The sequence below is a fragment of the Microbacterium sp. LMC-P-041 genome (assembly GCF_030209555.1).
In the GTDB taxonomy this organism is placed as follows: domain Bacteria; phylum Actinomycetota; class Actinomycetes; order Actinomycetales; family Microbacteriaceae; genus Microbacterium.
Map to the genome: position 1 here is coordinate 703,850 of NZ_JARVRV010000001.1, position 24,767 is coordinate 728,616.

The 24,767-nt window shown below is 69.4% G+C and carries 23 protein-coding genes; 12 read left to right on the forward strand and 11 right to left on the reverse strand.

The window, feature by feature from the left end:
* Positions 1-52: 52 nt before the first annotated feature.
* Entirely contained in the window at positions 53-1,795 is a 1,743-nt protein-coding gene (locus tag QRN21_RS03385; RefSeq protein ID WP_285363112.1) for a glycoside hydrolase family 35 protein, read from the forward strand.
* A 37-nt stretch (positions 1,796-1,832) separates the two neighbouring features.
* Positions 1,833-2,198 carry an HNH endonuclease gene (locus QRN21_RS03390; protein ID WP_285363113.1) on the forward strand — a complete coding sequence of 122 codons (366 nt, stop codon included), beginning with the start codon at positions 1,833-1,835 and terminating at the stop codon, positions 2,196-2,198.
* 9 nt (positions 2,199-2,207) lie between these two features.
* Here the strand turns inward: QRN21_RS03390 and QRN21_RS03395 are convergent, their stop codons facing one another.
* A complete protein-coding gene (locus QRN21_RS03395; protein WP_072590948.1) occupies positions 2,208-2,729 on the reverse strand; it encodes a GAF domain-containing protein in 522 nt (173 codons plus the stop codon).
* Complete coding sequence (locus QRN21_RS03400) at positions 2,726-3,223, reverse strand: metallophosphoesterase family protein (RefSeq protein ID WP_285363114.1); 498 nt, start codon at positions 3,221-3,223, stop codon at positions 2,726-2,728. Before QRN21_RS03400 ends, QRN21_RS03395 begins: the two co-directional genes overlap by 4 nt.
* A 147-nt stretch (positions 3,224-3,370) precedes the next feature.
* Between QRN21_RS03400 and QRN21_RS03405 the strand changes: the two genes are divergently transcribed.
* Complete coding sequence (locus tag QRN21_RS03405; RefSeq protein WP_053095475.1) at positions 3,371-4,831, forward strand: MFS transporter; 1,461 nt, start codon at positions 3,371-3,373, stop codon at positions 4,829-4,831.
* Between the two features lie 62 nt (positions 4,832-4,893).
* Here the strand turns inward: QRN21_RS03405 and QRN21_RS03410 are convergent, their stop codons facing one another.
* Entirely contained in the window at positions 4,894-5,925 is a 1,032-nt protein-coding gene (locus tag QRN21_RS03410; RefSeq protein ID WP_056277842.1) for a S66 family peptidase, read from the reverse strand.
* Between the two features lie 92 nt (positions 5,926-6,017).
* Between QRN21_RS03410 and QRN21_RS03415 the strand changes: the two genes are divergently transcribed.
* Positions 6,018-6,224 (forward strand): hypothetical protein, encoded by a 207-nt coding sequence (locus tag QRN21_RS03415; protein WP_053095473.1) that lies wholly within the window; start codon positions 6,018-6,020, stop codon positions 6,222-6,224.
* A 78-nt stretch (positions 6,225-6,302) separates the two neighbouring features.
* Positions 6,303-8,186 carry an ABC transporter ATP-binding protein gene (locus QRN21_RS03420; RefSeq protein ID WP_285363115.1) on the forward strand — a complete coding sequence of 628 codons (1,884 nt, stop codon included), beginning with the start codon at positions 6,303-6,305 and terminating at the stop codon, positions 8,184-8,186.
* A 161-nt stretch (positions 8,187-8,347) separates the two neighbouring features.
* Here the strand turns inward: QRN21_RS03420 and QRN21_RS03425 are convergent, their stop codons facing one another.
* A complete protein-coding gene (locus QRN21_RS03425) occupies positions 8,348-10,210 on the reverse strand; it encodes a phosphoenolpyruvate carboxykinase (GTP) (RefSeq protein WP_285363116.1) in 1,863 nt (620 codons plus the stop codon).
* Between the two features lie 109 nt (positions 10,211-10,319).
* Here QRN21_RS03425 and QRN21_RS03430 point away from each other — a divergent pair, with 109 nt between their 5' ends.
* A complete protein-coding gene (locus QRN21_RS03430) occupies positions 10,320-11,762 on the forward strand; it encodes an XRE family transcriptional regulator (RefSeq protein ID WP_056277833.1) in 1,443 nt (480 codons plus the stop codon).
* A gap of 19 nt (positions 11,763-11,781) precedes the next feature.
* Here QRN21_RS03430 and QRN21_RS03435 read toward each other — a convergent pair whose 3' ends face one another.
* The 3 genes from QRN21_RS03435 to QRN21_RS03445 all read right to left on the reverse strand — a co-directional run bounded on the left by QRN21_RS03435 (position 11,782) and on the right by QRN21_RS03445 (position 15,025).
* Positions 11,782-12,843 carry a winged helix DNA-binding domain-containing protein gene (locus tag QRN21_RS03435; protein ID WP_285363117.1) on the reverse strand — a complete coding sequence of 354 codons (1,062 nt, stop codon included), beginning with the start codon at positions 12,841-12,843 and terminating at the stop codon, positions 11,782-11,784.
* A 36-nt stretch (positions 12,844-12,879) separates the two neighbouring features.
* On the reverse strand, positions 12,880-14,328 hold the full coding sequence (locus QRN21_RS03440; protein WP_285363118.1) for a glyceraldehyde-3-phosphate dehydrogenase: 1,449 nt from the start codon (positions 14,326-14,328) through the stop codon (positions 12,880-12,882).
* Between the two features lie 163 nt (positions 14,329-14,491).
* Entirely contained in the window at positions 14,492-15,025 is a 534-nt protein-coding gene (locus QRN21_RS03445; protein ID WP_285363119.1) for a hypothetical protein, read from the reverse strand.
* 66 nt (positions 15,026-15,091) lie between these two features.
* Here QRN21_RS03445 and QRN21_RS03450 point away from each other — a divergent pair, with 66 nt between their 5' ends.
* Complete coding sequence (locus QRN21_RS03450; protein ID WP_285363120.1) at positions 15,092-15,676, forward strand: TetR/AcrR family transcriptional regulator; 585 nt, start codon at positions 15,092-15,094, stop codon at positions 15,674-15,676.
* Positions 15,677-15,828: 152 nt separating this feature from the next.
* Entirely contained in the window at positions 15,829-17,808 is a 1,980-nt protein-coding gene (locus QRN21_RS03455) for a primary-amine oxidase (RefSeq protein WP_285363121.1), read from the forward strand.
* 79 nt (positions 17,809-17,887) lie between these two features.
* Here the strand turns inward: QRN21_RS03455 and murQ are convergent, their stop codons facing one another.
* On the reverse strand, positions 17,888-18,823 hold the full coding sequence (gene murQ / locus QRN21_RS03460; protein ID WP_056277815.1) for an N-acetylmuramic acid 6-phosphate etherase: 936 nt from the start codon (positions 18,821-18,823) through the stop codon (positions 17,888-17,890).
* The gene (locus tag QRN21_RS03465; RefSeq protein WP_285363122.1) at positions 18,813-19,763 is read right to left on the reverse strand and encodes a BadF/BadG/BcrA/BcrD ATPase family protein; all 951 of its coding nucleotides are present in this window, start codon (positions 19,761-19,763) and stop codon (positions 18,813-18,815) included. The genes murQ and QRN21_RS03465 overlap by 11 nt, the downstream gene beginning before the upstream one ends.
* 79 nt (positions 19,764-19,842) lie before the next feature.
* On the opposite strand from QRN21_RS03465, the gene QRN21_RS03470 reads away from it, so the two are divergent.
* Positions 19,843-20,697, forward strand: coding sequence for a MurR/RpiR family transcriptional regulator (locus QRN21_RS03470; protein ID WP_187249329.1), 855 nt, complete (start codon positions 19,843-19,845; stop codon positions 20,695-20,697).
* 10 nt (positions 20,698-20,707) lie between these two features.
* Here the strand turns inward: QRN21_RS03470 and QRN21_RS03475 are convergent, their stop codons facing one another.
* Positions 20,708-21,850 carry a DUF998 domain-containing protein gene (locus tag QRN21_RS03475; protein WP_285363123.1) on the reverse strand — a complete coding sequence of 381 codons (1,143 nt, stop codon included), beginning with the start codon at positions 21,848-21,850 and terminating at the stop codon, positions 20,708-20,710.
* 112 nt (positions 21,851-21,962) lie between these two features.
* Here QRN21_RS03475 and QRN21_RS03480 point away from each other — a divergent pair, with 112 nt between their 5' ends.
* Entirely contained in the window at positions 21,963-22,919 is a 957-nt protein-coding gene (locus QRN21_RS03480; RefSeq protein WP_053095460.1) for an AraC-like ligand-binding domain-containing protein, read from the forward strand.
* A gap of 25 nt (positions 22,920-22,944) precedes the next feature.
* Here QRN21_RS03480 and QRN21_RS03485 read toward each other — a convergent pair whose 3' ends face one another.
* A complete protein-coding gene (locus QRN21_RS03485) occupies positions 22,945-23,337 on the reverse strand; it encodes a hypothetical protein (RefSeq protein ID WP_285363124.1) in 393 nt (130 codons plus the stop codon).
* Positions 23,338-23,555: 218 nt separating this feature from the next.
* On the opposite strand from QRN21_RS03485, the gene QRN21_RS03490 reads away from it, so the two are divergent.
* Entirely contained in the window at positions 23,556-24,347 is a 792-nt protein-coding gene (locus tag QRN21_RS03490; RefSeq protein ID WP_285363125.1) for a MoaF C-terminal domain-containing protein, read from the forward strand.
* 29 nt (positions 24,348-24,376) lie between these two features.
* Entirely contained in the window at positions 24,377-24,766 is a 390-nt protein-coding gene (locus tag QRN21_RS03495) for a nuclear transport factor 2 family protein (RefSeq protein ID WP_285363126.1), read from the forward strand.
* Position 24,767 lies beyond the last annotated feature (1 nt).

Genomic DNA, 24,767 nt, shown 5'->3' on the forward strand with positions numbered 1-24,767 from the left:
CCGGACGGGGACTCGCTCTCCGTCCGGCCCTCCCCATCGAAAGCACCTCATCGTGACCTCCTTCTCCATCGGCGAGACAGACTTCCTCCGCGCCGGGCTCCCCCACCAGGTGATCTCCGGTGCCATCCACTACTTCCGGGTGCACCCCGACCAGTGGCAGGACCGCATCCGCAAGGCCCGTCTGATGGGACTCAACACGATCGAGACCTACGTCGCATGGAACGCTCACGAGCCTCGGCGCGGCGAGTGGGATGCCACGGGTTGGAACGACCTGGGCCGGTTCCTCGACCTGATCCAGGCGGAGGGCATGGATGCGATCGTGCGGCCCGGCCCCTACATCTGCGCCGAGTGGCACAACGGCGGGCTGCCGAACTGGCTCACCGCGGGCGAGCGCGAGCTGCGCTCCTCCGAGCCGACGTTCCTCGCCGATGTCAGCGACTACCTCCGCCGGGTCTACGACATCGTCGCGCCCCGGCAGATCGACCGTGGCGGCTCGGTCGTGCTCGTGCAGATCGAGAACGAGTACGGCGCGTACGGCTCGGACAAGGACTACCTCGAGGCGCTCGTCGCCCTCACCCGAGAAGCCGGTATCACCGTGCCCCTCACCACGGTCGACCAGCCGACCGATCGGATGCTGGCAGACGGCAGTCTCCCCGAGCTGCACAAGACCGGATCCTTCGGATCGCGCAGCGCCGAGCGCCTCGCCACGCTGCGCTCCCACCAGCCCACCGGCCCCCTGATGTGCTCCGAGTTCTGGGACGGCTGGTTCGACTGGTGGGGCGGCGTGCATCACACGACCGACGTGGACACCGCCGCCGCCGATCTCGACGAGCTGCTGGCCGCGGGGGCCTCGGTGAACATCTACATGTTCCACGGCGGCACGAACTTCGGTCTCACGAACGGTGCCAACCACAAGGGCCGCTACCTGCCGATCGTCACGTCATATGACTACGACGCGCCTCTCGACGAGGCCGGCAACCCGACCGCGAAGTTCTTCGCCTTCCGCGACGTCATCGCGAAGTACGCGCCCGTCCCCGACGAGCTGCCCGCCGCGGCCACCGCGGCACCGGTCTTCTCCGTGCCGCTGAAGCCGGCGGGATCATGGACCGATGCCGCGGCATCGACGCCCGCATCCGCAGTTCCGAGGACATTCGACGAGCTGGAGCACCTGAGCGCTCTGATCCGGTACGACGTCGAGCTTCCCGAAGGGCGCGGCGGTCAGCTCGTGCTCGACGAGGTGCGCGACCTCGCCTGGGTGAGCGTCGACGGCCAGCCCGTCGGCACGCTCTCCCGCACCCGTCACGACCGTTCCCTGCGGATTCCCGCGGGACGGACGCTCAGCATCCTCGTCGAGGAGGGCGGCCGCGTGAACTACGACCACCGACTCGGCGAGCAGAAGGGTCTGATCGGCGCTCCTGCGCTCGACGGCACGCCGCTGACCGGCTGGCACTCGACCGCGCTGGACGTCGCAGGGATCGCGGCGGAGATCGGCTCCAGCGGCGGGAACACGTCGAGCGGCCCGGGAAGCGCACCCTCTGCGTGGGTCGCAGACTTCGCGCTCGACTCCGCCGCCGACCTGTTCCTCGACACCGTTGCCTGGAGCAAGGGCTATGCGTTCGTCAACGGGTTCTTCCTCGGACGGTACTGGCGCAACGGGCCGCAGCGCACCCTCTTCGTGCCGGCCCCGGCGACGCGAGCGGGAGACAACCGGCTCATCGTGCTCGAGTTGGAGCAGCTGCTCGCGCCCACGGCCGACTTCGTGCCGGCGCTCGCTCTCGGCGACACCGAGGAATAGATCACAGGCACGGGCATCCGCCCAGTACCGTGTGTCTGTGCCGCGCCGAAGATTCTCCACCCCCACGCCCGCTGCGCGCGCCCGTCATGCGAAGCGGCGCCGGGGCCGGGTGGCCAGAGCGGACAACGACCTCACCGCCGAGCAGTGGGCCTCGCTGCAGGAGGCCTGGGGCGGATGTGCATACTGCGGAGCGGGCGGCATCGCGCTCCAACGCGACTGCGTGATGCCGATCTCCCGCGGCGGTCGCTACACCGTCGAGAACGTGGTGCCCGCGTGCGGGTCCTGCAACGCGAGCAAGCGCAACGACGAGGTCACGTCGTGGCTCCGACGCAAGCGACTCGACGAGCGCGCTTTCCTCAGCCGGTATGACGCCATTCTCCGCGACCTGCGCCCGACCGACTGATCGGGCCCGTCACCCGCTGCGGCGGGACTTCCAGACGGCCGCGGTGAGGTGCGCGGCGTCGGCCCGGGTGATGCTCTGCCAGTTGCGACCGCCCCGCGCGAACGACTCGTGCACGCCGGACGGCACCGCGGCCGGCTCCACCGGACGATCGAGCCAGTCGCACGCGCGCACGTGCACGAGGTCGACTGCACGGGCTTCGCCCGACGCGTCGTAGCGCCAGGGCCCGGCGATCCGGCCGAGCCACAGCAGTCCGTCGACGTCGCGCGTCCAGACGAACGACCCCTCGGAGACCGAGGAGAACCTCTCGAGCCTGCGCGCCGCCCGCTCACCGAAGGCGGCATCGACTGCGGCGAGCGCGTCGGCCGGCGACTCCGGGATGCGGTCGAGGCGACCTCCCACTCCGCAGACCCCGATCCGCAGCGCGCGCTCGACCGCGAGCCCCTCGCGCACCCCGTCGTCGCGCGATCGCATCGGGGCGCGGTACGCCGCGGGAACCTCGATGTCGTTACCCGCGCGAGGTGCGGTGGTCATGCGAGCGGCACCAGCGTGGCGTCGACCCGTTCGCCGTCGATCGCGACCGACATCATCGTGCAGACGGGCTGCCTGCGGCGGTCGGTCGGCGACCCCGGGTTCAGCAGGCGCATCCCGGATGGGGCGACGGTGTCCCACGGGATGTGGGAGTGGCCGAACACGAGCAGGTCGACGCCCGGGAGCGCCGCATCCATCCGCTCCTCGCGCCGCTGCTTCGGTCCGGTCTCGTGCACCACAGCGACCTCGAGGTCCTCGACCGTCAGCCGTGCGATCTCGGGCAGTCGCTCTCGCAGCGCGGGGCCGTCGTTGTTCCCGTGGACGCCGACGAGCAGCCGCGACCGGGACTCGATCAGATCCAGCGTCGCGAGGTCGATCCAGTCCCCCGCGTGCACGACGATGTCGGCGTCGTCGACCGCTCGCAGCACCGCGTCGGGCAGTCGCTTGGCACGGGCGGGCACATGCGTATCGGCGATCAGCAGCAGTCTCGTCGTCACGGTTCTCCGTCTCGGGTGGGCACGGGCATCCGCCTCCGACTCTACGCACGCGGTCCAGCGGGATGTCATACGCACCCAGCAAACGTTCAGGAAGGCGTAGGATCTCTCGGTGCCTTGGTATACCGGGCCATGGATCTAAGGAGCTGTATGAGTACGTCCACCGCCCCCGCGAACCCGCGTTCGCGTGTCATCACGGCGAGCCTGGTCGGCACCACGATCGAGTTCTACGACTTCTACGCCTATGCGACAGCGGCCGTGCTCGTGTTCCCCGTGCTGTTCTTCCCCACCGGCAACGACACCACGTCGCTGCTGTCATCGTTCGCCGTGTTCGGCGCCGCCATGGTCGCCCGCCCCATCGGCGCGGTCGTCTTCGGCCACTTCGGCGACAAGTTCGGACGCAAGGCGACTCTCGTCGCCTCGCTGCTCACGATGGGCATCGCGACCTTCATCATCGGCCTCCTTCCCACGTTCCAGCAGATCGGCTGGTGGGCGGCACTGCTGCTGCTGATCCTGCGCCTGGCTCAGGGCTTCGCCCTCGGCGGCGAGTGGTCGGGTGCCGCGCTGGTCGCCACCGAGAACGCTCCGGCCGGCAAGCGCGCCTGGTACGGCACGTTCCCGCAGCTGGGCGCGCCGCTCGGCTTCATCATCGCCAACTTCCTCTTCCTCGGCATCAACTGGCTGCTTCCCCACGCCGACAACCCCGCGCTGAAGTCCGAGGCCTTCCTGTCGTGGGGCTGGCGCATCCCGTTCCTGTTCTCGGCCGTCATGGTCATCATCGGCCTGTGGGTGCGTCTGAAGCTCGTCGAGTCCGACACCTTCAAGAAGGCCGAGAAGAAGGGGGCGATCCGCAAGCTGCCCCTCGCGACCGTGTTCCGCCACCACTGGAAGCAGCTGATCCTCGGCACGTTCATCATGCTGGCGACGTACGTGCTGTTCTACCTGATGACCAACTTCACCCTCGCGTACGGCACCAAGCCGGCCACGCTCGAGACGGCGTCCGCCGCCGCTCAGGCCGCTGCCGAGGCGACGGGCAAGGACTTCGACGCGTCGGCCTTCGCCGCGCAGTTCTATCCGGGACTCGGGTTCGCCTACACGGACTTCGTGCTCATGCAGATCGTCGGCGTCGTGTTCTTCGGCATCTTCACCCTGCTCTCCGGTCCCATCGCCGACACGATCGGGCGTCGCAAGCTGCTGCTGTGGGTCACCGGGCTCATCATCGTGTTCGGCTTCACGTTCAACGCGTTCCTGCTCCCCGCGATGGACCCGAAGTTCACGGGCGCCCTCGCGCAGGCGTTCCTCGTGTTCGGGTTCATGCTCATGGGCGCGACGTTCGGTCCGATGGGAGCGCTGCTGCCCGAGCTCTTCCCGACGAACGTCCGCTACACGGGATCCGCGATCTCCTACAACGTCTCGTCGATCCTCGGCGCAGCCGTCGCTCCGCTCATCGCGCTCTGGCTCTGGGAGCTCGGCGACGGCGCTCCGTGGCTGGTGGGACTGTACCTGTCGGCGATGGGCGTGCTGACCTTCATCGCGCTCCTGCTGTCGAAGGAGACCAAGGACAACGACTACGAATCGGACCTCGGAGTCGCGGCCGCCGTCGAACTCTGACGCGCTCGTCCACGCGAAGGGCGGCATCTCCTCGGGAGGTGCCGCCCTTCGTCGTCCGGCGGTCAGTAGGCGGCGTGGATGGTGCGCGTCGAGCCGTCGAGCACCATCGTCCCGCCGAACGGCACGATCCACTGCGGCCGCGTGTGGCCGAAAGGCACCCCGACGCAGACCACCGCGTCGGGGTTGTACCGCGAGACCGTCTCGATCACCGCATCCCGTTGCGCGGCGCGCAGCGCGTCTGCCTCGGTCGACGAGGGGAGGAACTCGAAATCGCTCACGGGCGGACGCGCGACGACCACTCCCGCGACCACATCGAGGATGCCACGCTCGCCCAGCCCGCGCATCCATCGCGCCACCCAGCTCGCCGGCGGACGCTCTTCGCTGGTCTCGAGCAGCAGGATCCCGCCACGCAGGTCGTATGCCGAGGGCAGCCTGTCGGCGAGCGCGAGCTGATCGACGACCTCGAGGCAGCCGCCCCAGGTGCGACCTTCGACGCGGACAGCCGGACCCGACCAGGTCCAGTCCTCGGTCGCGACCCGATCGCCGTATTCGGTGAGAGCGCGCGGGTCCGTCCAGCGCCTCCCCACGTCCTCCGACTCTCCGGGCTCCGTGATCTCGACCGTGCCGCCGTCGAGCAGCGCCGCGCGCAGCGACCGCAGATGCACGTCGTCGACCGCAGGCCCGGGACCGAGATGCACGGCCGTGGATCCGCCGTAGTAGCCGCGGATCCCGAGGCTCCACAGCCAGTTGAGGATGTTGGTGTTGTCGCTGTAGCCGAGGAACGGCTTCGGGTCGGCTTGGGCGAGCGCGGCGTCGAGGTGCGGCACCACCAGGATCTGGTCGTCCCCGCCGATCGTCGCCAGGATCGCCCGGATGCTCGGGTCGGCGAAGGCCGCGTTCACGTCGGCGGCCCGGGCTTCAGGACTCGCATCGAGCTGCCGCGTGGTCGGATACTCGACCGGGATCAGTCCGGTCAGCCGCTCGAGTCGGCTGAGCGCCTGCTCGTGGAGCTCGGGCGCGACCGCGGGCGCGGCGAAGGCGGGCGACAGGACGGCGACGCGGTCGCCGGGCACGGGTTTCGATGCGGACAGCATCGGCCCAGTCTCGCATCCTGAGCACCGAGATAACGTCAATGCATGTTGACAAGGGGGCGATCGTCAACAAGTATTGACGCAGGAGGTTCCCCATGACCATGAAGACCGCCATCGCACAGGATGACGCCGGCGAGCCGCTCTCGGAGCTCCACCGCCTCGCCGCTCTGCGCAGCGAGCTGGCCAGGGCCGAGGAGACACAGGTGCGACGGGCGCGCAATCTCGGCTATTCCTGGCAGGCGATCGCGAGCTCCCTCGGCGTCTCGAAGCAGGCGGCGCACCGCCGTTTCGGCAGGCACTGACACTCATACAGCCCATCCACAGGATCCGCCCGCACACGAAGTACGGTCGAACTACCCCCTTTCAGAACGAGGTCCCGCATGTCCAGCACGGCGACATCACGCCGACGCGGACGCGGCGCGCACTACGACGGCCCGCGCGCCACTTTCCGCCAGCTCCTCCCCTTCCTCTTCGAGCACAGGCGCACGCTCATCGTCGTCGCTGTGCTCAGCGTCTTCGGGGCGGCCACCTCGCTCGCGCAACCGCTGCTGGTCGGGCAGCTCATCGAAGCCGTGCAGTCCGATCAGGGCCTCGGAATCCTGGTGTGGGTCCTCGTCGGTCTCGTGATCGTGTCGTCGATCATCTCCGGCTACCAGCACTATCTGCTGCAGCGCACCGGCACCGCGGTCGTGTACTCGAGCCGTCGCAAGCTGATCTCGCGCATCCTTCACCTGCCCATCAGCGAGTTCGACGCCCGCCGGACCGGAGACCTCGTCTCGCGCGTGGGCACCGACACGACACTGCTCTACGCCGTGCTCACCCAGGGACTGGCGGATGCCGTCGGCAGCGCGATCCTCTTCCTCGGCGCGCTGATCGCCATGCTCGTGATCGACCCGGTCCTGCTGCTGCTCATCGTCGTCGTGATCGGAGCCTCGGTCGTCGTCGTCACGGCGCTCAGCGGCCGCATCCGCACCGCGTCCACCGCTCAGCAGGAGAAGGTCGGCGAACTCGCCTCCGGGGTCGAGCGCGCCGTCGGCTCGATCCGCACCGTGCGCGCCTCGGGAGCCACCGAGCGCGAGACCGAGACCGTGTCGGCGCTCGCCTCGGAGGCCTACGGCATCGGGGTGCGGATCGCCAAGATCTCGTCGCTCGTGGTCCCCATCGCCGGAGTCGCACTGCAGGTGTCGCTCCTGGTGGTGCTGGGCGTCGGCGGCTTCCGGGTCGCGGCCGGCACGATCACGATCGCCTCGCTGATCACGTTCATCCTGTTCCTGTTCATGCTCGTGATGCCGCTCGCCACCACCTTCGGGGCGATCACCTCGGTGAACCAGGCACTCGGCGCCCTCGGCCGCATCCAGGAGGTGCTGAACCTGCCGACGGAGACCCAGCACGACGCCGAGATCGCCGCGTCCGTCCCGCGCGATGCGGCAGACCCCCTCGCTCCGGCGATCGAGTTCCGTGACGTGCGCTTCCGCTATCCCGAGAACGTGGTCGCCGCTCGCCTCGCCGCCGCGAAGGAGGCGCAGACGCTTCTGGCCGACGCGCACCTCGAACCGACCGACGACTCGGCCGCCGTGGCGGAGCGCGAGGTGCTGCGCGGCGTCTCGTTCGCGGTGCCCCGAGGTGCGCGCGTCGCGCTCGTCGGGCCCAGCGGTGCCGGAAAGAGCACGATCCTCTCGCTCGTGGAGCGCTTCTACGACCCGACAGGCGGTTCGATCCGCCTCTACGGCCACGACTCGCGCACCTACCCGCGCGACGAGCTGCGCGCGCAGTTCGGCTACGTCGAGCAGGACGCCCCCACCCTCGCCGGCACGCTCGGCGACAACCTGCGTCTCGCCTCGCCGGATGCCTCGGATTCGGCCTGCGAACAGGTGCTGCGCGCGGTGAACCTGGGCGACGTGCTCGATCGCGATCCGCTGCGTCTCGATGCCCCCGTCGGCGAAGACGGCGTGATGCTCTCAGGAGGAGAACGCCAGCGTCTCGCGATCGCCCGCGCGCTGCTCACCGACGCACCGATCCTGCTGCTCGACGAGTCGACCTCGTCGCTCGACGGCGTGAACGAGCAGCGCATGCGCGAGGCCATCGACGCGGTCTCGACCGATCGCACCCTCATCGTGATCGCTCATCGACTGTCGACCGTCGTCGACAGCGATCTCATCGTCGTGCTGCAGGACGGCGCAGTGGTCGGTCAGGGCACTCACGCCGAGCTGATCGAGTCGACGCCGCTCTATCGCGACCTGGCTCGGCACCAGCTGCTCGCCTGAGCGTCGCGGCAGGGGCGCACGCGGTCAGCGCGGGAGAAGTACGCGAAGGCGGGATGCCGGAGACCACTCAGCCATGGGTTCGTCTCTGACGTCCCGCCTTCGCGGGTCTGGGGCCACGGGGGCCGTGGAGCGCCGGCTCCCCCGAACCGGCGCCCGGTCTGTCACGCCTTGTCGAGACGGTAGCGCAGCGAGGCGAGCTCGGCCCGGAGGGCGGCGGGGACCTTGTCGCCGAAGGTGTCGTAGAACTCCTCGGTGAGGTCGGCCTCGGTCTTCCAGGCGTCGGTGTCGATCGAGAAGAGCTCCTCGAGGTCGGCCCCGGGCACGTCGATGCCGTCGAGATTGAGGTCCTCGATCAGCGGCAGGCGACCGATCGGGCTGTCGACCGTCGAGACCTCGCCGGAGACGCGACGGATGATCCAGTCGACGACTCGCGAGTTGTCGCCGAATCCGGGCCACAGGAAGCGGCCGTCCGCGCCACGACGGAACCAGTTCACCTGGAAGATGCGCGGTGCGCGGTCGAACCGGAGACCACGGCCGACCTTCAGCCAGTGACCGAAGTAGTCGGCCATGTTGTAGCCGCAGAACGGGAGCATGGCGAACGGATCGCGACGCAGCTCGCCGACCTTGCCCTCGGCGGCCGCGGTGCGCTCGGACGAGATGTTGGAGCCGAGGAACACGCCGTGGGTCCAGTCGGTGGCCTCGACGACGAGCGGCACATTGGTCGCCCGACGTCCGCCGAAAAGGATCACGTCGAGCGGCACCGCCTCCTCCCAGTCCTCCGAGATCTGCGGGCACTGCGCGGCCGAGACCGTGAAGCGCGAGTTCGGATGCGCGGCGGGGCGGCCGGAGTCCGGCGTCCAGTCGTTGCCCTCCCAGTCCGTGAGGTGGGCGGGCGCCTGATCGGTCAGACCCTCCCACCAGACGTCTCCGTCGGGGCGGAGTGCGACGTTCGTGAAGATCGTGTTGCCCCAGAGGGTCTCGACCGCCGTGACGTTCGTCGACTCGCCCGTGCCCGGCGCGACGCCGAAGAACCCGGCTTCCGGGTTGATCGCCCAGAGGCGGCCGTCTTCACCGGGGCGGATCCACGCGATGTCGTCGCCGAGCGTCTCGACGCGCCATCCCGGGATGGTCGGGCGCAGCATCGCGAGGTTCGTCTTGCCGCACGCGGAGGGGAACGCCGCAGCCACGTGGTACGCCTTGCCCGTGGGATCGATCACCCGGATGAGCAGCATGTGCTCGGCGAGCCAGCCCTCGTCGCGGGCGATGACCGAGGCGATGCGCAGGGCGAAGCACTTCTTCGCGAGGATCGCGTTGCCGCCGTAGCCCGAGCCGAAGGAGTAGACCTCGAGCGTCTCGGGGAAGTGCACGATGTACTTGTCGTCGTTGCAGGGCCACTCGACGTCGGGCTCTCCCGCAGCGAGCGGCGCGCCGACGGAGTGCACGGTCTTGACCCACGGAGCGCCGTCGGCGATCTGGCGGGTGACCGCATCGCCGACGCGCGTCATGATGCCGATCGACGCGACAGCGTAGGCGCTGTCGGTGACCTGGACGCCGATGTGCGAGAGCGGTCCCCCGACGGGCCCCATCGAGAAGGGCACGACGAACATCGTGCGGCCTCGCATGGATCCCTCGAAGATCTCGGTCATCTTCTCGCGCATCTGCGCAGGAGGAGCCCAGTTGTTGGTCGGGCCGGCATCCTCTTCGCTCTCGGACGAGATGTAGGTGCGGCCCTCTGTGCGTGCGACGTCGCTGGGGTGCGAGCGGGCGAGGTACGAGCCGGGACGCCACTCGGGGTTCAGCTTGATCAGCTTGCCCTCGTCGACGAGCCCGCGCAGCAGCCAGTCGTTCTCGGCACGCGAGCCGTCGACCCAGTGGATCGAGGCCGGCTGCGTGAGCGCCGCGATCTCATCGACCCAGGCGGCGAGCTCTGCCATCGCAGGGGTGTCATACGTCGGAGCCGTCCCGAAGGTGCGCACAGGTGCGACAGATGATGCTCGGGGGGTGAAGACTTCGGCGATCGCCATGACTACTCCTTTGAAGTGAGGGGCGTTTGTTCCATCTTCTTCCGGTTCGTGCACGACTTTCTGCCATTCCGGGCGATAAGAATCGCGCTTCTTTCGCTAGTATCAAGGAATGGCTCCTTCCGGCATCCACCTCGCGACTCTCGGCCACCGCATCAGGCACCACCGCCTCGAGAAGGGCTTCACGCTCGATGAGCTGGGCGCACTCGTCGGCGTCGCCGGTTCGCAGCTGAGCCTGATCGAGAACGGCAAGCGCGAACCGAAGCTCTCGCTGCTGCAGGCCATCGCGCTGGCGACGGGCACCGAGGTCACCGACCTCATCTCGGGCGAGCCGCCGAACCGTCGCGCCGCTCTCGAGATCGAACTCGAACGCGCCCAGGAGAGCCCGGTGTTCCGGCAGCTCGGCATCGCCCCCGTGCGCGTCACGAAGGGGATGAGCGACGAGACGATCGAGTCGCTTCTGGGCCTTCATCGCGAACTCCAGCGACGCGAACGAGAGGCGATCGCCACGCCCGAAGAAGCCAGACGAGCGAACACCGAGCTGCGTCTGCGGATGCGCGAGCAGAACAACTACCTCGCGGACATCGAGAGACTCGCCGAGAAGCAGCTGCGGTCCGCCGGGCACGTGCAGGGCGCGCTGACGCACCGCACCGTGAGCATCATGGCCGACAAGCTCGGCTTCGAACTGATCTACGTCAACGATCTGCCGCACTCGACCCGCTCGGTCACCGACCTCGAGAACGGGCGCATCTACCTGCCGCCCGCATCGATCCCCGGGGGTCACGGCCTGCGGTCCATGGCACTGCAGGCGATGGCGCACCGACTGCTCGGCCACACCCCGCCCACCGACTACGCCGACTTCCTGCAGCAGCGGCTCGAGATCAACTACTTCGCCGCCGCGTGCCTGATGCCCGAGACGGCGTCCGTCGCCTTCCTGCAGCAGGCGAAGAAGGATCGCAACCTCGCGGTCGAAGACTTCCGCGACGCATTCGGCGTGACCCACGAAGCGGCCGGAATGCGCATGACGAACCTCCTCACCCAGCACCTGGGCATGTCACTGCACTTCCTCCGTGTCGACGCCACCGGTGCGATCACGAGGGTCTACGAGAACGACGACCTCCCCCTGCCGATGGACGTCACGGGCGCTGTCGAGGGCCAGCGGGTGTGCCGGAAGTTCCAGGCGCGCGCGGCGTTCACGCAGCAGAACCGCACGAACGAACACCACCAGTACACCGACACACCCTCCGGCACCTTCTGGTGCTCGACGCAGACCGGCGCCTCGACCGACGGCGAGTTCTCGATCACGGTGGGCGTTCCCTTCGACGACGCGCGCTGGTGGCGTGGGCGCGAGACCGCCGACCGCGCGGTCTCGACCTGCCCGGATGAGGCGTGCTGCCGCCGCCCCTCGGCCGACCTCACCGAACGGTGGAACGGGAAGGCCTGGCCGAGCGCCCGCGTGCACACCCACATGTTCTCGCCGCTCCCCCGCGGCGCGTTCCCCGGCGTCGATGACAACGAGGTCTACAACTTCCTCGGACGCCACGCGAGCGAGTGATCCGCGCCGACTCGGCGACTCAGCCGTCGAGGAAGCGCGTGAACCGAGCGAGGGCCGCCCGCACCGCCTCGTCGTCGACCGGCCGCGAATCCGGCACTGACTCGAAGAGCTCCGGCGGAGACCCGAGCGAGGCGCTCGCGTGCGTCCAGCATCCGATCACCCGGCCGTCGGCGACGAGCGTCGCCCGCACCATGCCGTTCTTGCCCGGTCCGACGAGAGCGAGATGCTCAGGGGCGCAGACGTCCGTGCGGTCGGCGTAGGAGATGTAGTACTCGTCGAAGGCTCCGAGCGCCAGCACCGCCGGGGCACTCGATGACCGCCGCGGACGAGCGACGCCGACGAACACCCCCTCCTCGACTTCGTGCACCCGGCCCGTCGCCCGGTCCCGAGCGTCGCGCGACTGCCCGAGCGTGAGCCCCGACCACCAGGCGAAGTCAGCGACTCCGGCCGGCCCGTGCCCGTCGATGTAACGCACGAAGAGCTCGGCGAGCGGGTCATCGGGGGCCGCATGCTCGCTGATGTGCTGATCGACCAGGACGAAGCGCTGCTCCCGACTCACACCGTCGCGCGCGACCACCGGACCCTGGCAGATCAGGCCGTCGAGCGTGAGCTCGCTCAGCAGATGGATGCCGCGCTGCCCGGCGGGATCGATGCCGATACCGGCGAACACCTCGAACATCTCGGCCCGCGTGAGTCCTCCGTCGCGCAGACGCGGCACCGCCGCCGCCACGACCGCGGCGACCATCGACGCATCGATCCCGAGATCGCGGCGCCTGCCCGCCGCCTGCTGACGCTGCCGCGCGGCGGTCACCGAGAGCACCCAGCGCAGGTCACGCGCCGGGATGATGTGCAGCGTGCCGCGCATGGTCCACGCGCGCACCAGGTCGCCCCGGGCGAAGGCCCGGTCGACCGCGTGGAGCGGCGGCTCGCCACGGGTGCGCGAAGCCAGGACCCACCGTCCGGCGGTGAAGTCCTGGCTCTGCACCGCGAGCATGTGCGACGCGGCATGCGTCACCGTGCGCGCCGGAGCGCTGAGACGATGCGAGCGGAGCCGCTCGGCGCGCAGAGTCGCGGTCTTCATGCCCTCATCATGCCGGGCACGACCGACATCGCGCACTCACCCGTGCAACGTCACCTCGCGACGTTCCGGCAGCACGATGGGGTGCGAGCCCGCCATGACCTCGAGCACGCGGATCACCTGGCAGGAGTACCCGTACTCGTTGTCGTACCAGACGTACAGCACGACATCCCGGTCGTTCGCGATGGTGGCGAGGCCGTCGACGATGCCCGCGCGATGCGAGCCGACGAAGTCCGTCGAGACGACCTCGGGGCTCTCGACGTAGTCGATCTGCTGGCGCAGCTTCGAGTGCAGCGAGACGCGGCGCAGGTAGTCGTTGAGCTCGTCCTTGACCGCCGGACGCTCGAGGCTGAGGTGCAGCACGGCCAGCGACACATCGGGCGTCGGCACGCGGATCGCAGAGCCGGTGAGCTTGCCCTCGAGCTCGGGCAGCGCTCGCGCCACGGCCTTCGCCGCGCCCGTCTCGGTGATCACCATGTTGAGCACGGCAGACCGGCCACGACGGTCACCGCTGTGGAAGTTGTCGATCAGGTTCTGGTCGTTGGTGAACGAGTGCACCGTCTCGACGTGACCCCGCACGATGCCGTAGGCCTCATCGATCGCCTTGAGCACGGGGGTGATGGCGTTCGTCGTGCAGGAGGCGGCCGTGATGATGCGGTCGTCCGCCTCGATCGTGTCGTCGTTGATCCCGTGCACGATGTTCTTCAGCGCGCCCTTGCCGGGTGCGGTGAGCAGCACGCGAGCGACGCCGGTCGATTCCAGGTGCCGGCTGAGTCCTGCGTCGTCGCGCCAGCGTCCCGTGTTGTCGACGACGATCGCGTCGTGGATGTCGTACGCCGTGTAATCGATCGTCGAGGGGTCGTCCGAATAGATCACCTGGATGCGGGTGCCGTTCGCGATGATCTGGTCGGCGTCCTCGTCGACCGTCACGGAGCCTGCGAAGCGGCCGTGCACCGAGTCGCGCAGCAGCAGCGACGCGCGCTTGACGAGATCGTTCTCCGAACCGCGGCGCACGACGATGGCCCGCAGACGCAGGCCACTGCCACCACCCGTGTGCGCGATGAGGATGCGCGCAAGCAGGCGCCCGATGCGTCCGAAGCCGTAGAGCACGACATCGGTGGGGGCCGCTGCGACCGCTCCGACCGCCGGCGCGAGCGCCTCGGCCAGATAGGCGTCGAGGGGCAGCTCGCTGTCGGAATGACCTGCGGCGAGGCGCGCGAGGTCGAGCGAGGACGCACCGGGGGCGAGTTCGTGGACGCCCTCGAGCACGGCCAGAGTCTCGTCGACGGCGAGTCGCTCATGCCCGAGCTGCGCCACCCTGTCGTGCACCTCGACGATGCCGGTGGCCGACAGACCGAGAAGTCGGTGGCCGTGGAGGGAGGTGACCACATCACGCTCGCGCTTGAGGGCGCCGATGAGCGGGATCATCCGCTCGGCCAGCTCTTCTCTCGCCGTCCAGTCGTCATGGGGTGCGGCGGTTACGTTCATCTGCGTCCTTGCATGTGTGAGCGCGCCGAGGTCGCCGGCGCGCGAGATTGCCGGGTGAGCTTCGGGGGATGCCTCCAGGGTACGCGCCGGGCGCGAGGGTTCTGAAATCAGAGGCCACGCGCTGCCCCGACCGGCCTCGGTGGCCGATCCGACTGGCCGGCCGTCAGAACCCGAGGCACATGACGGAGACTCCCGCCGCCATCGCCCAGGACTCGACCGCGAGCAGGCGGGCGGTACGCCCCTGATGCACGGGGACGAGCACCCACTCGGCGACGACCGTCCAGAGCACGACGCCGATGACGCCGACTATCACGAGCGCCGAGAGGAGCCCGCCGAGCTCATGCCCACCGTGAGCCCCGACCGCCCCCGCCATCGCCTGGCCCGTCGACAGGCTCTCGAACGAGCAGATCGCCATGACGAGCGACACCAGTGCACGGTGACAGCAGGTGGCGGCCGCGGGCGTTCCGCGCACGCCCGCCGTGCCGAGCATCGCGGAGACGATGAGGACGAGTCCGGTCACCAGACCGATCAGCGGATCACCGCCGCTCACTGCGATGACGAGCATCGCCGCCGCCATGATCAGCGCGCTCTGCCGCCCCTGCCACGGCACGGCCCGCCAGGCAGCCACGCACGCCGCAGCCGAGACGACGGCGGCGAGCGCCATCAGCCACGGTGCTGCGGGGAGGAGGTGGTCCACACTCGCATCATATTGATCAACTGCTCAAAATAGCGATACCCGCGGTGGATGCGTCAGGATGGGCATGTGCCCCGCGTCGTAGACCACGATGAGCGCCGCCGGCAGATCGCCGAGGCGCTGCTCGCCGTGGCCGCGCGCGACGGCCATGAGGCGGTGTCGTCTCGTGCCGTCGCCAAAGAGCTCGGTGTCGCCACCGGCTCTCTCTGGCACTACTTCGACGGATTCGACGACGTCGTGCGTGCAGCCGCTGTGGAGATCACCCGACGCACCAACGAGCGCATCCGGTCGGTGACGACCGGGCTCCGCGGGCTGAGCAGACTCGACGCCCTCATGCGGGAGGTCCTCCCCGTCGACGCGGAGACGCGCACGGAAGCGTATGTCGTCGTCGGATTCTGGGGGCGCCTCGCGACCCTCGCCTCAGACCCGGACGCCGGCTCCCCCACTCGCGCGACCTGGCAGAACGGCATCAGCGAAGCCATCGACGAAGCGGTCGCCGACGGCGAGCTGTCCCCCACCACACCGAAGCACGCGGTGATGTCGCTGCTCCGTTCGATCACCTACGGACAGCAGGTGCTGGAGGTCACCGAGCCCCGTGGCGCGGACGCTCACCTCGCGGTGCTCGACAGCATCCTCGCGCCCTGGCGCGCCTGAGTCACTGCCACACCCCGCACGCTCGCGCCACCTGCCAGCCGCGCACGCTCACTCGGCCTGCTGACGATGTGCTCTTGTGCGCCTCGTCGCGCCGTCGTACCATCGACCCAATCCGTTTATTGAGCGAACGCTCGAAATAGTGAGGTACGCCGATGTCCCACCCCCAGCCCGTCACCATCGACAGGATCGCCGCGCCGCACCCGCTCGACCCCCTCACCGGCGAGGAGATCGCGGCGGCCCGAGCCGTGCTCGAGTCCGCCGGACTGCTCGGCGAGACCGTCCGCGTGCCGATGCTGCTGCCCGATGAGCCCACCAAGGAGGAGCTCGCCGCATGGAGGCCGGGCGCCCCCATCGATCGCCGCATCGACGCGACCCTCCTCGACACCGCGACCGGCGTCGCGAGCGAAGTCGTCGTCTCGATCACCCGCGGCGAGGTGCTGCGCGCCGAGCGGGTCCCCAACGATGCGCCACCCTACGGCCAGCCCCAGTACCTCTTCGAGGAGTACGAGCGCGCTGAGGCGATCGCGAAGGCGTCACCAGAATGGCAGGCGGCGATGACGCGCCGAGGGCTCGCCGCGCACATGGCTCTCGCGTTCTGCGGACCGCTCGCACCCGGGTACACCGGCCGCGCCGATGAGGTGGGCCGCCGGGTCATCCGCTCTCTCACCTTCCTCAAATACGACGAGCACGACTCCCCCTGGGCGCATCCCGTCGAAGGGCTGGTCGTGCACATCGACCTCACGACGAACAGCGTGATCCGCATCGACGACGAGGGCGACGTGCCGGTGCCGGCGGGCCACGGAAACTACTACCCCGAGGTGCAGGGCGCCGCGCGCACCTCGCTCAAGCCGATCGAGATCACGCAGCCGGAAGGCCCCAGCTTCGCCGTCAGCGGCTCGCTCGTCGAGTGGGAGAACTGGTCGATGCGGGTGAGCTTCAACGCCCGCGAGGGTCTCGTGCTGCACGACGTCAGGTTCGACGGACGGTCGGTGCTCAGTCGGGCGAGCGTGCCCGAGATGGTCGTGCCCTACGGCGACACCGCACCCGGGCGCTTCTGGATCAGCTACTTCGACGCCGGCGAGTACCTTCTCGGCAAGAACGCGAACCACCTCGAGCTCGGCTGCGACTGCCTGGGGGTGATCCGCTACCTCGACGGCTATGTCGCCGACGACCACGGCCATCCGGTGCGCATCCCGAACGTGGTGTGCATGCACGAGGAGGACTACGGCATCCTCTGGAAGCACACCGACCTCGCCGGCCGCTCGGACGTGCGCCGCTCGCGCCGCTTCGTGGTGTCGTACTTCTCGACGATCGGCAACTACGACTACGGGTTCTACTGGCACTTCTCCCTCGACGGCTCGATCGAGGTCGTCGCCAAGGCCACCGGGATCGTGTTCGCCGGCGCCGGCGAACCGGGGGTGCGGCAGAAGCACGCCACCGAGCTCGCGCCGGGCGTCTTCGCGCCGGTGCACCAGCACCTGTTCTGCGCACGGCTCGATGTCGCCGTCGACGGCGAGGAGAACCGTCTGCTCGAGATCGACGCGCAGCGCATCCCGATGGGGCCGGACAACCCGTTCGGCAACGCCTTCACGTGGTCGGAGACTCCGTTGCTCTCCGAGGGCGGGGCGCAGCGGGAGGCGGACACCTCGGTCGCGCGCGCGTGGGAGGTCCAGAGCACCACTCGGACGAACCACGTCGGCCGCCCCACGGCCTATCACCTGATCCCAGAGCCCACCGCTCTGCTGATGGCCGACCCCGCGTCATCCGTCGCCGCGCGTGCGGCGTTCGCGACCAAGCATCTCTGGGCCACCCGCCATGGACACGGGCATATCTGGCCGGCCGGCCGGTATCCGAACGCGCACCAGGGAGGCTCCGGCCTGCCGGAGTACTCGGCGGGCGACCGTTCGCTCGACGGCGAGGACATCGTGCTGTGGCACACTTTCGGACTCACGCACTTCCCGCGCCCCGAGGACTGGCCGATCATGCCGGTCGACTATGCCGGATTCTGGTTCAAGCCGAACGGCTTCCTCGATCAGAACCCCGCGATGGATATTCCTGAGTCGTCTCAGGCGCACGTCACCGAGGAGGCCGGATGCTGCGGAGGTGGCGAGGGCTGCACCTGCTCCCATTGAGCCGCGGCGTCGGCCTCGGCGGTCGACGCGGCGTCGTCATCGGGAACGCCCTGGCGGAAGCACGCGGCGATGGTACCCCTCACGACAGTGCGGCGATCGCGACTCGGAGGATGCCGTCGGCGCTGTCGAGCGCGTGGGCCGAGGCCTCTGCGGACGCCCCCGTGGCGACCATCAGGATCGCGAGCTTGACCGATCCCCCCGCCGCATCCAGGGCGGCGGAAGCCTGGTCGACCTCTGCGCCGGTGAGCTCCGTCACGGTGCGGATCGAGCGCGCGCGCAGCTTCTCGTTCGTCGCCTGAAGATCGACCATCACGCCGTGATAGGTCTTGCCGAGCTTGATCATCGACAGCGTGGTGAGCATGTTCACGACGAGCTTCTGGGCTGTTCCCGACTTCAGACGCGTCGATCCCGAGATAAACTCGGGCCCCGTGACCACCTCGATCGCGATCTCGGCGACCGCACCGATCTCCGATGCCGGATTCGAGGCGATCGCCACGGTGAGCGCGCCGACGCCCCGAGCGAACTCCAGACCGCCGACGACGTACGGGGTGCGACCCGACGCCGAGATCCCGACGACGGCGTCGCGCTCGGTGAGGCCGAGCTCGCGCAGCGAGGCCGCTGCCGCCGCGTCGTCGTCCTCGGCATTCTCGACCGCCGACCGGATGGCCGTCTCGCCTCCGGCGATCAGCCCCACCACCATCGAGGGGTCGGTGCCGAAGGTCGGCGGGCATTCGCTCGCGTCGAGAACTCCGACGCGGCCTGCGGTGCCCGCCCCGAGATAGATGAGTCGTCCGCCGGCGCGGAAGCGGGCGGTGATGCCGTCGACCGCCGCGGCGATCTCCGCACTCCGCTCGCCGACGGCCGCCGGCACACGATGATCTTCCGCGTTCATGCGCCGCACGAGCTCATCGGTGTCGAGCAGATCGAGGTCGCCGCGATCGGTCGTCGACGCCTCGGTGCCGAGCGTCGAGAGGACGTCGAGGAGCGCGGTCAGTCTGGCGTGTTCATTCGGCACGATGCACGAACCTTTCGTGGGGAAGATCGGTGCGCTCCGCGAGCAGGAGCGCACCGTCGAGGGCGTCGCCGGAGGAGACGACGACCGTGCGGTCAGCGGCGCGGAGCGCCTGGGCGAGCGACGAGCGGAACCAGACGTGGTCGGTGAGCCCTCCGTGCAGGGCGACCTCGCGACTGCTCGACGATGCCGCGATCGCCGACGCGACGAGCAGGCGGATGCCTTCGGCGGCGATGTCCGCGGAGACGGCGTCGCCGCTCTGCGCCGCATCGAGGAGCAGCGGCGCCAGGGTCGCGAGGCGGCGAGGCACCGGCCCGTCCGTGGAGATCCAGGCGGGAACCGCGGCGGGCTCGCCGATCGTCGCCGCGACCGCATCGGTGAGCACGGTCTCGACCGCGAGCCCGACCGAGGCGCGCAGGACGGCACGCAGCGCCTCGCGCCCGAACCAGGATCCGCTGCCGAGGTCTCCCAGCTCGGGCCCCCACCCGTCGACCAGCGTCGCCACCTCGCCGTCGATGCCGAGGGCCGCAGCGCCCGTTCCGGCGATCAGCAGTACGCCCGCACCGCCCCCGAGGGCTCCGGCATGAGCGGACACCACGTCGGAGGTCACCGCGACGGGCACATGAAAGGCATCGGCGAGGACGGCGGCGAGCTCTGATGCGGCCTCGGGGGCGGCCCAGGCTCCGGCCGCACCCACCGAGACCACGGAGATCTGTGCATCGAGATGATCTCTCATCGGCAGAATCGCGGCGAGAGCTGCGTCGACGCCGCCTGCGGCCGCGAGCCCGGGAGCCCCGATCCCGTCGTACACGGGACGCCGGGGCACTCGACGCTCATCGGCGGCAGAGACGACGCCAGAGTCGACGCCGGATGATTCGGCGATCACGGCCCGGCAGCGCGACTTGCCGAGGTCGACGGCGACGAGAGCATGCGAAGAGGGCATGGAAATAGTCTACGCACGAGCATCCGATCATGAAAGAATTGTTCACACGCCCGAAATCCGCCTCTGACGCAGGAGAGCCATGAGCATCCAGACGACGATCGCCTCGGCCGCCGAGAAGCTGCCGCCGTCGCTGGCCCGCATCGCTCGGACGATCGCCGATGATCCCACCATCGTTGTCGACAGCACGATCACCGAGATCGCGGCGAGGTGCGACACGTCGGTCGCCTCTGTCGTCCGCTTCTGCCGCACCATCGGCGTGAACGGCTACGCCGCGCTGCGGATGGCGCTGGCCACAGAGCTCGGTCGCGAATCCGTGCAGTTCCCCGCGGCATCCGGTTTCGGATCCGAGATCTCCGCGGCCGACACCCTGCGGGAGGCGACCGCGAAGGTCGCCGCACTCGAGCTGCTGGCCATCGAGGAGACCGTCGCGAACCTCGACTACGACGAGCTCGCGGCCGCGGTCGAGGCGATCGACGACGCCGACCGCGTCCTGCTCTTCGGGATCGGCGCGAGCGGACAGGCGGCTGCGGATCTCGGCCGCAAGCTGCTCCGCATCGGACATGCCGCGATCGTCCTGACGGACGCGCACGAGGCGAGCGCCGCCGCATCGCTCGGAGCGAGGAAGACCGTGGCGATCGGGTTCTCCCACTCGGGAACGACCCGCGAGACCGTGCACTTCCTCCAGACGGCACGGGCTGCATCCGGCACCACGATCGGCGTCACGGGTGGGCCGGCCTCGCCGCTCGCCGAGAACTGCGACCACGCCCTGCTCACGCGGGCGCGTGAGCCTCGCCTCCGCGCGGGCGCGATGGTGAGCCGCATCGCGCAGCTCGCACTGGTGGACTGCCTGTTCGTCGGCGTCGCCCAGCGCCGGCACGCGCACACCATCCATGCGCTGCAGCGCACGGCGGATGCCACGCAGCCGCTGCGCTGAGGACCGACGCTCAGGCCGGGGTCGGACCGGGCCGCTGCCCCGCGTGCACGGACCCGGCGGGGTGCGCTGATGCGGCGGGGTGCACCGATCCTGCGGTCCGGAGGAACACGATGATCCAGCTGAAGATCAGCACCGCCGCGATCAACTCGACCGCCGTGAGGTTGTAGTAGCCGACGGCGAAGAACACGCCGAGCAGCACGATCACGAGCACGTAGATCCACCCGAGCACCACGAACACCCGTGGGATCGTGCGCACGAACCAGGGCAGCCCGACGACGATCACGGCGAACGCGACGGTCATCCCGGTGGCGACGGTGTTGTGCACGAGGAAGAACTCGTCGACCGGGAAGATCCCGACGCACGCGAGGAAGATCCCGATCAGGATCAGCCCGCCTCGCACCACGCGCCGTCCGCGACGATCGACGTGGTCGTCGACCGGCAGCCCCGCCGTGGCATAGCGGGCGATCGTCGTCACCAGGACCCCGGCGATGATCAACGTCGCGTTGAACGCCAGAGACGCGCTGTTGCTGCTCATCCCCAGCGCCGACAGGTTGTCCTGCCACCAGTGCACATCGCTGGAGGCGAGCATCGCCGCGAAGGCGCCGACCACGAGGAAGACCGCCAGGACGAGGGAGAGCACCATCGGCGTGAGCGCCACCGCGCTCAGGAACGTCACATAGGCGGTGAGAGCGAACGCGACGGCCACCAGGATCGCCCCGGGGAAGGCGAACACCGGGGCGTCGGTGAAGCTGCGATCGAGCAGTTCGGCGATTCCGAGCCATCCGAGGTACGCGATCGCGGCGTGCGCGAAGGCGATGGCGGCCAGGTCGTACCAGCGCAGCCGATCCCCGGGGACGCTGAATCCATCGCGGGTGCCGTCCGGCGCGACCGCCGCCGGTCGCACGACGAGACGCCCGAGCGCGAACGCCAGCACGGCGGTGATCGCGCCGCCGTAGGCGGCGAACGCGCCGATCGAGCCGGTGCCGCTGATCGCCATCTCCTGACCCCAGAAGACCGGCCACCCGATGGCGAAGCCGAGCACGAAGAACACCGCCCCGACTATGAGCGCGGTGGCCTCGAAGACCGCATCCGCTGTGTCGGGTCCGCGCAGCTGACGCAGGACCTGCATGACCCTCTCGCCGACATATCGCATCACTGGCCTCCGCCCACATCATAGAAGCCTCGCCCTCCGGACCGCGCCGGTGATAGCATCACGGCACGGATCGTATACAACGTCGTCGTTCCACCACCCGAGGTGATCAGTCATGAACGGTGCACTCGCCGCCCCCGCCGAATCGGTGTCGACGCTCGTCGCGCGCAACATCAGCGAGTTCCGGGCCGCCGTCTCGGAGTCCTTCGTGCCGCTCCAGGTGTCGACGGCCGGGCCCGACCACTTCCGCGGGATCATCCGCGGCGCCTCGGTCGACGAGGTGCACGTCAACGAGGTGCGCGCCACCTCGCACGTCGTCGAGCGGACACCCGAGCTCATCGCACGCAGCGACCGGTCGTACTTCAAACTGAGCCTCATGCTCGCCGGCACCGGGATGCTGATCCAGGACGACCGGGAGGCCGTGCTCCAGGCCGGCGACCTCGCCGTCTACGACACCGACCGCCCGTACTCGCTGGTCTTCGACGACGACTTCCGCACGATGGTCGTGATGTTCCCCAAGCACCTGATCAGCCTGCCCTCCGACATGATCGGCCAGCTCACCGCGGTGCGCATCTCGGGTCAGGGCGGCCTCGGCGGAATGGTCGTGCCGTATCTGACGCAGCTCGCAGGCAACCTCGACCAGCTCGCCGGCACGACAGGGGCACGACTGGCGCACAGCGCGCTCGACCTCGTCACGACGGTGTTCACCCGCGAGCTGGGCCTCGACGAGGTGTCGGCCGACCCTCATCGCGCGCTCGTGCAGCGCATCCGCTCGTACATCGACCGCAACCTCGCCTCGACGGATCTCGGACCCGCGACCATCGCATCGGCGCACTTCATCTCGACCCGTCACCTGCACGGCCTGTTCCAGGAGCAGGGCGTGACGGTGTCGACCTGGATCCGCACCCGCCGCCTCGAGCAGTGCCGTCGCGATCTGCTCGACCCGATGCTCGCCGACCGGCCCGTCGCCGCGATCGCGGCCCGATGGGGCTTCGTGGATGCGGCGCACTTCAGCCGCGCGTTCAAGTCGGCGTTCGGCATCTCCCCCAGCGAGTACCGCGCGGCGCACTGAGCGCAGCGCAGCGGGAGAACGTCCGTCAGGGGACGTAGACCGGCGGCGCGAACATCGTGCCGCCGTACAGCATCTGCACGGCGACGAAGCCCGGCAGCGACACGGCGGCCACGAGCGCGAGCGCCAGCATCGCACTGAGAAGCACCCGGCGGCGTCCTCCGTCCCGGACGGCGAAGAAGGCGCCGATCGCGATCAGGGCGTGGAGCACCAGCACGGGCACGAGGCCGATGGTGAACCCCCAGCCCTCCATCGTCGACCCTGCGGAGACGGCCTTCGACTGCTCGCTGAACTCCTCCTCGTACGACATCCCGCACCAGACCCACGCGACGGCGAAGAACAGGAGAGCGAAGAAGACGGATGCCGTCCAGGCGACCGCCTTCACCGCCGGCGAGAGGGCGGCCCGGGGTTCTGTTCGCATGACTCATCCTGACACCCGCCCGGAGCCGCGCCGCTGACGCCACGGCGGATTCCCAGGCCCGTCCTTGCTCTGCAGGGCACGCCGGTTGACTGTCGGCGCGCGATGGCGCCGCTTCTCTTGAGCGGATGCCAGGGCGAGCCGGAGCATGAGGCAAGCACACCGCGAGGATGCGGTGCCCGGAGCGAGGACGCTCCGCCGCATGCGACGTCAGGACTCCCATGACCGCTCCCGTCACGACCGATCCCGCACTCGACGAATGGCGCACGTACGACGAGTTCGCCGCCGGGATCGACACCTTCCGACTGCCGAACGCCTCGCTGTCGGGCACCGCGCTGACGCTCACGCTCGACGATGGCTCCGCGCTGGCGCTGACGTTCGATGCGGTCGCTGTCACCTGGTCAGGACTCGGCGGGTCGGGCACCGACCCGTACGACGCCGTCGCAGTGCGCGACGACGTCGTCTTCGTGAACATCCCGATCGAGAGCCGTGAACGCGAAGCGATCACCGTCGTCTATTCGACCTCGACCCACCGGGCCACCGTCGTGCGATCACGCATCGCGCCGGAGGCTGTCGAGGGCACACCGCAGGTCGGTCAGGACTTCTGGGCGGCGACGACCGATGCCGGTCCCGCGACGGGCGAGGTGCCGGGGCCGAGCCGAGACCTCATCGGCAAGCGCAACATCTATCGGTACAGCCCGCACCACCTCTACGAGCACGTCTACATCTCGAGCCGGCGCTACGCCTGGCAGTGCCTCGAGGGCGTGCAGCGGGGCCACGGCGACATGGACCTGTCGACCGTCTGGAAGTTCGCCGACGGCCTCTACCTCTTCTGCTTCCGGGAGTTCCGCATCGCGGTCGCGAGCGTCTGGCTGCACGACCTCGGCTACCAGCTCATGACGACGGGGATCTTCCTCGGCCTCACCGGCGACGGCGCCGCGGAGCACTCCCGCGGCGGCGGTCACATCTATCCGCTCGGGTCCGTCGACTACCCCGACGCCCAGCCCGTCTGACCCCGACGAGATCCAGGAGAGGACCTCCCATGAGCAACGCCGACATCATCGCAGCGCACTACGCGGCCAGCGACCGCGGCGACCTCGACGGCATGCTGGCGCCGCTCGCCGACGACGTGAGCTGGACCGAGGCCGCCGGTTTCCCGTACGCCGGCACGTACATCGGGCCGGATGCGGTCGCGGCAGGCGTCTTCCAGCGCATCCAGGACGAGTGGGACGACTACACGGTCGCGATCGACGAGGTCATCGACGGCGGGGACGTGGTCGTCGGCATCGGCACCTACTCGGGCACGTACCGCGCGACCGGCCGATTCTTCGCGGCACGTGTCGCGCACGTCTGGCGCCTGGCCGATCACCGGATCGTCGCGTTCGAGCAGTTCACCGACACCGAACTGGTCAACCGCGCGCTGCGCGACTGAC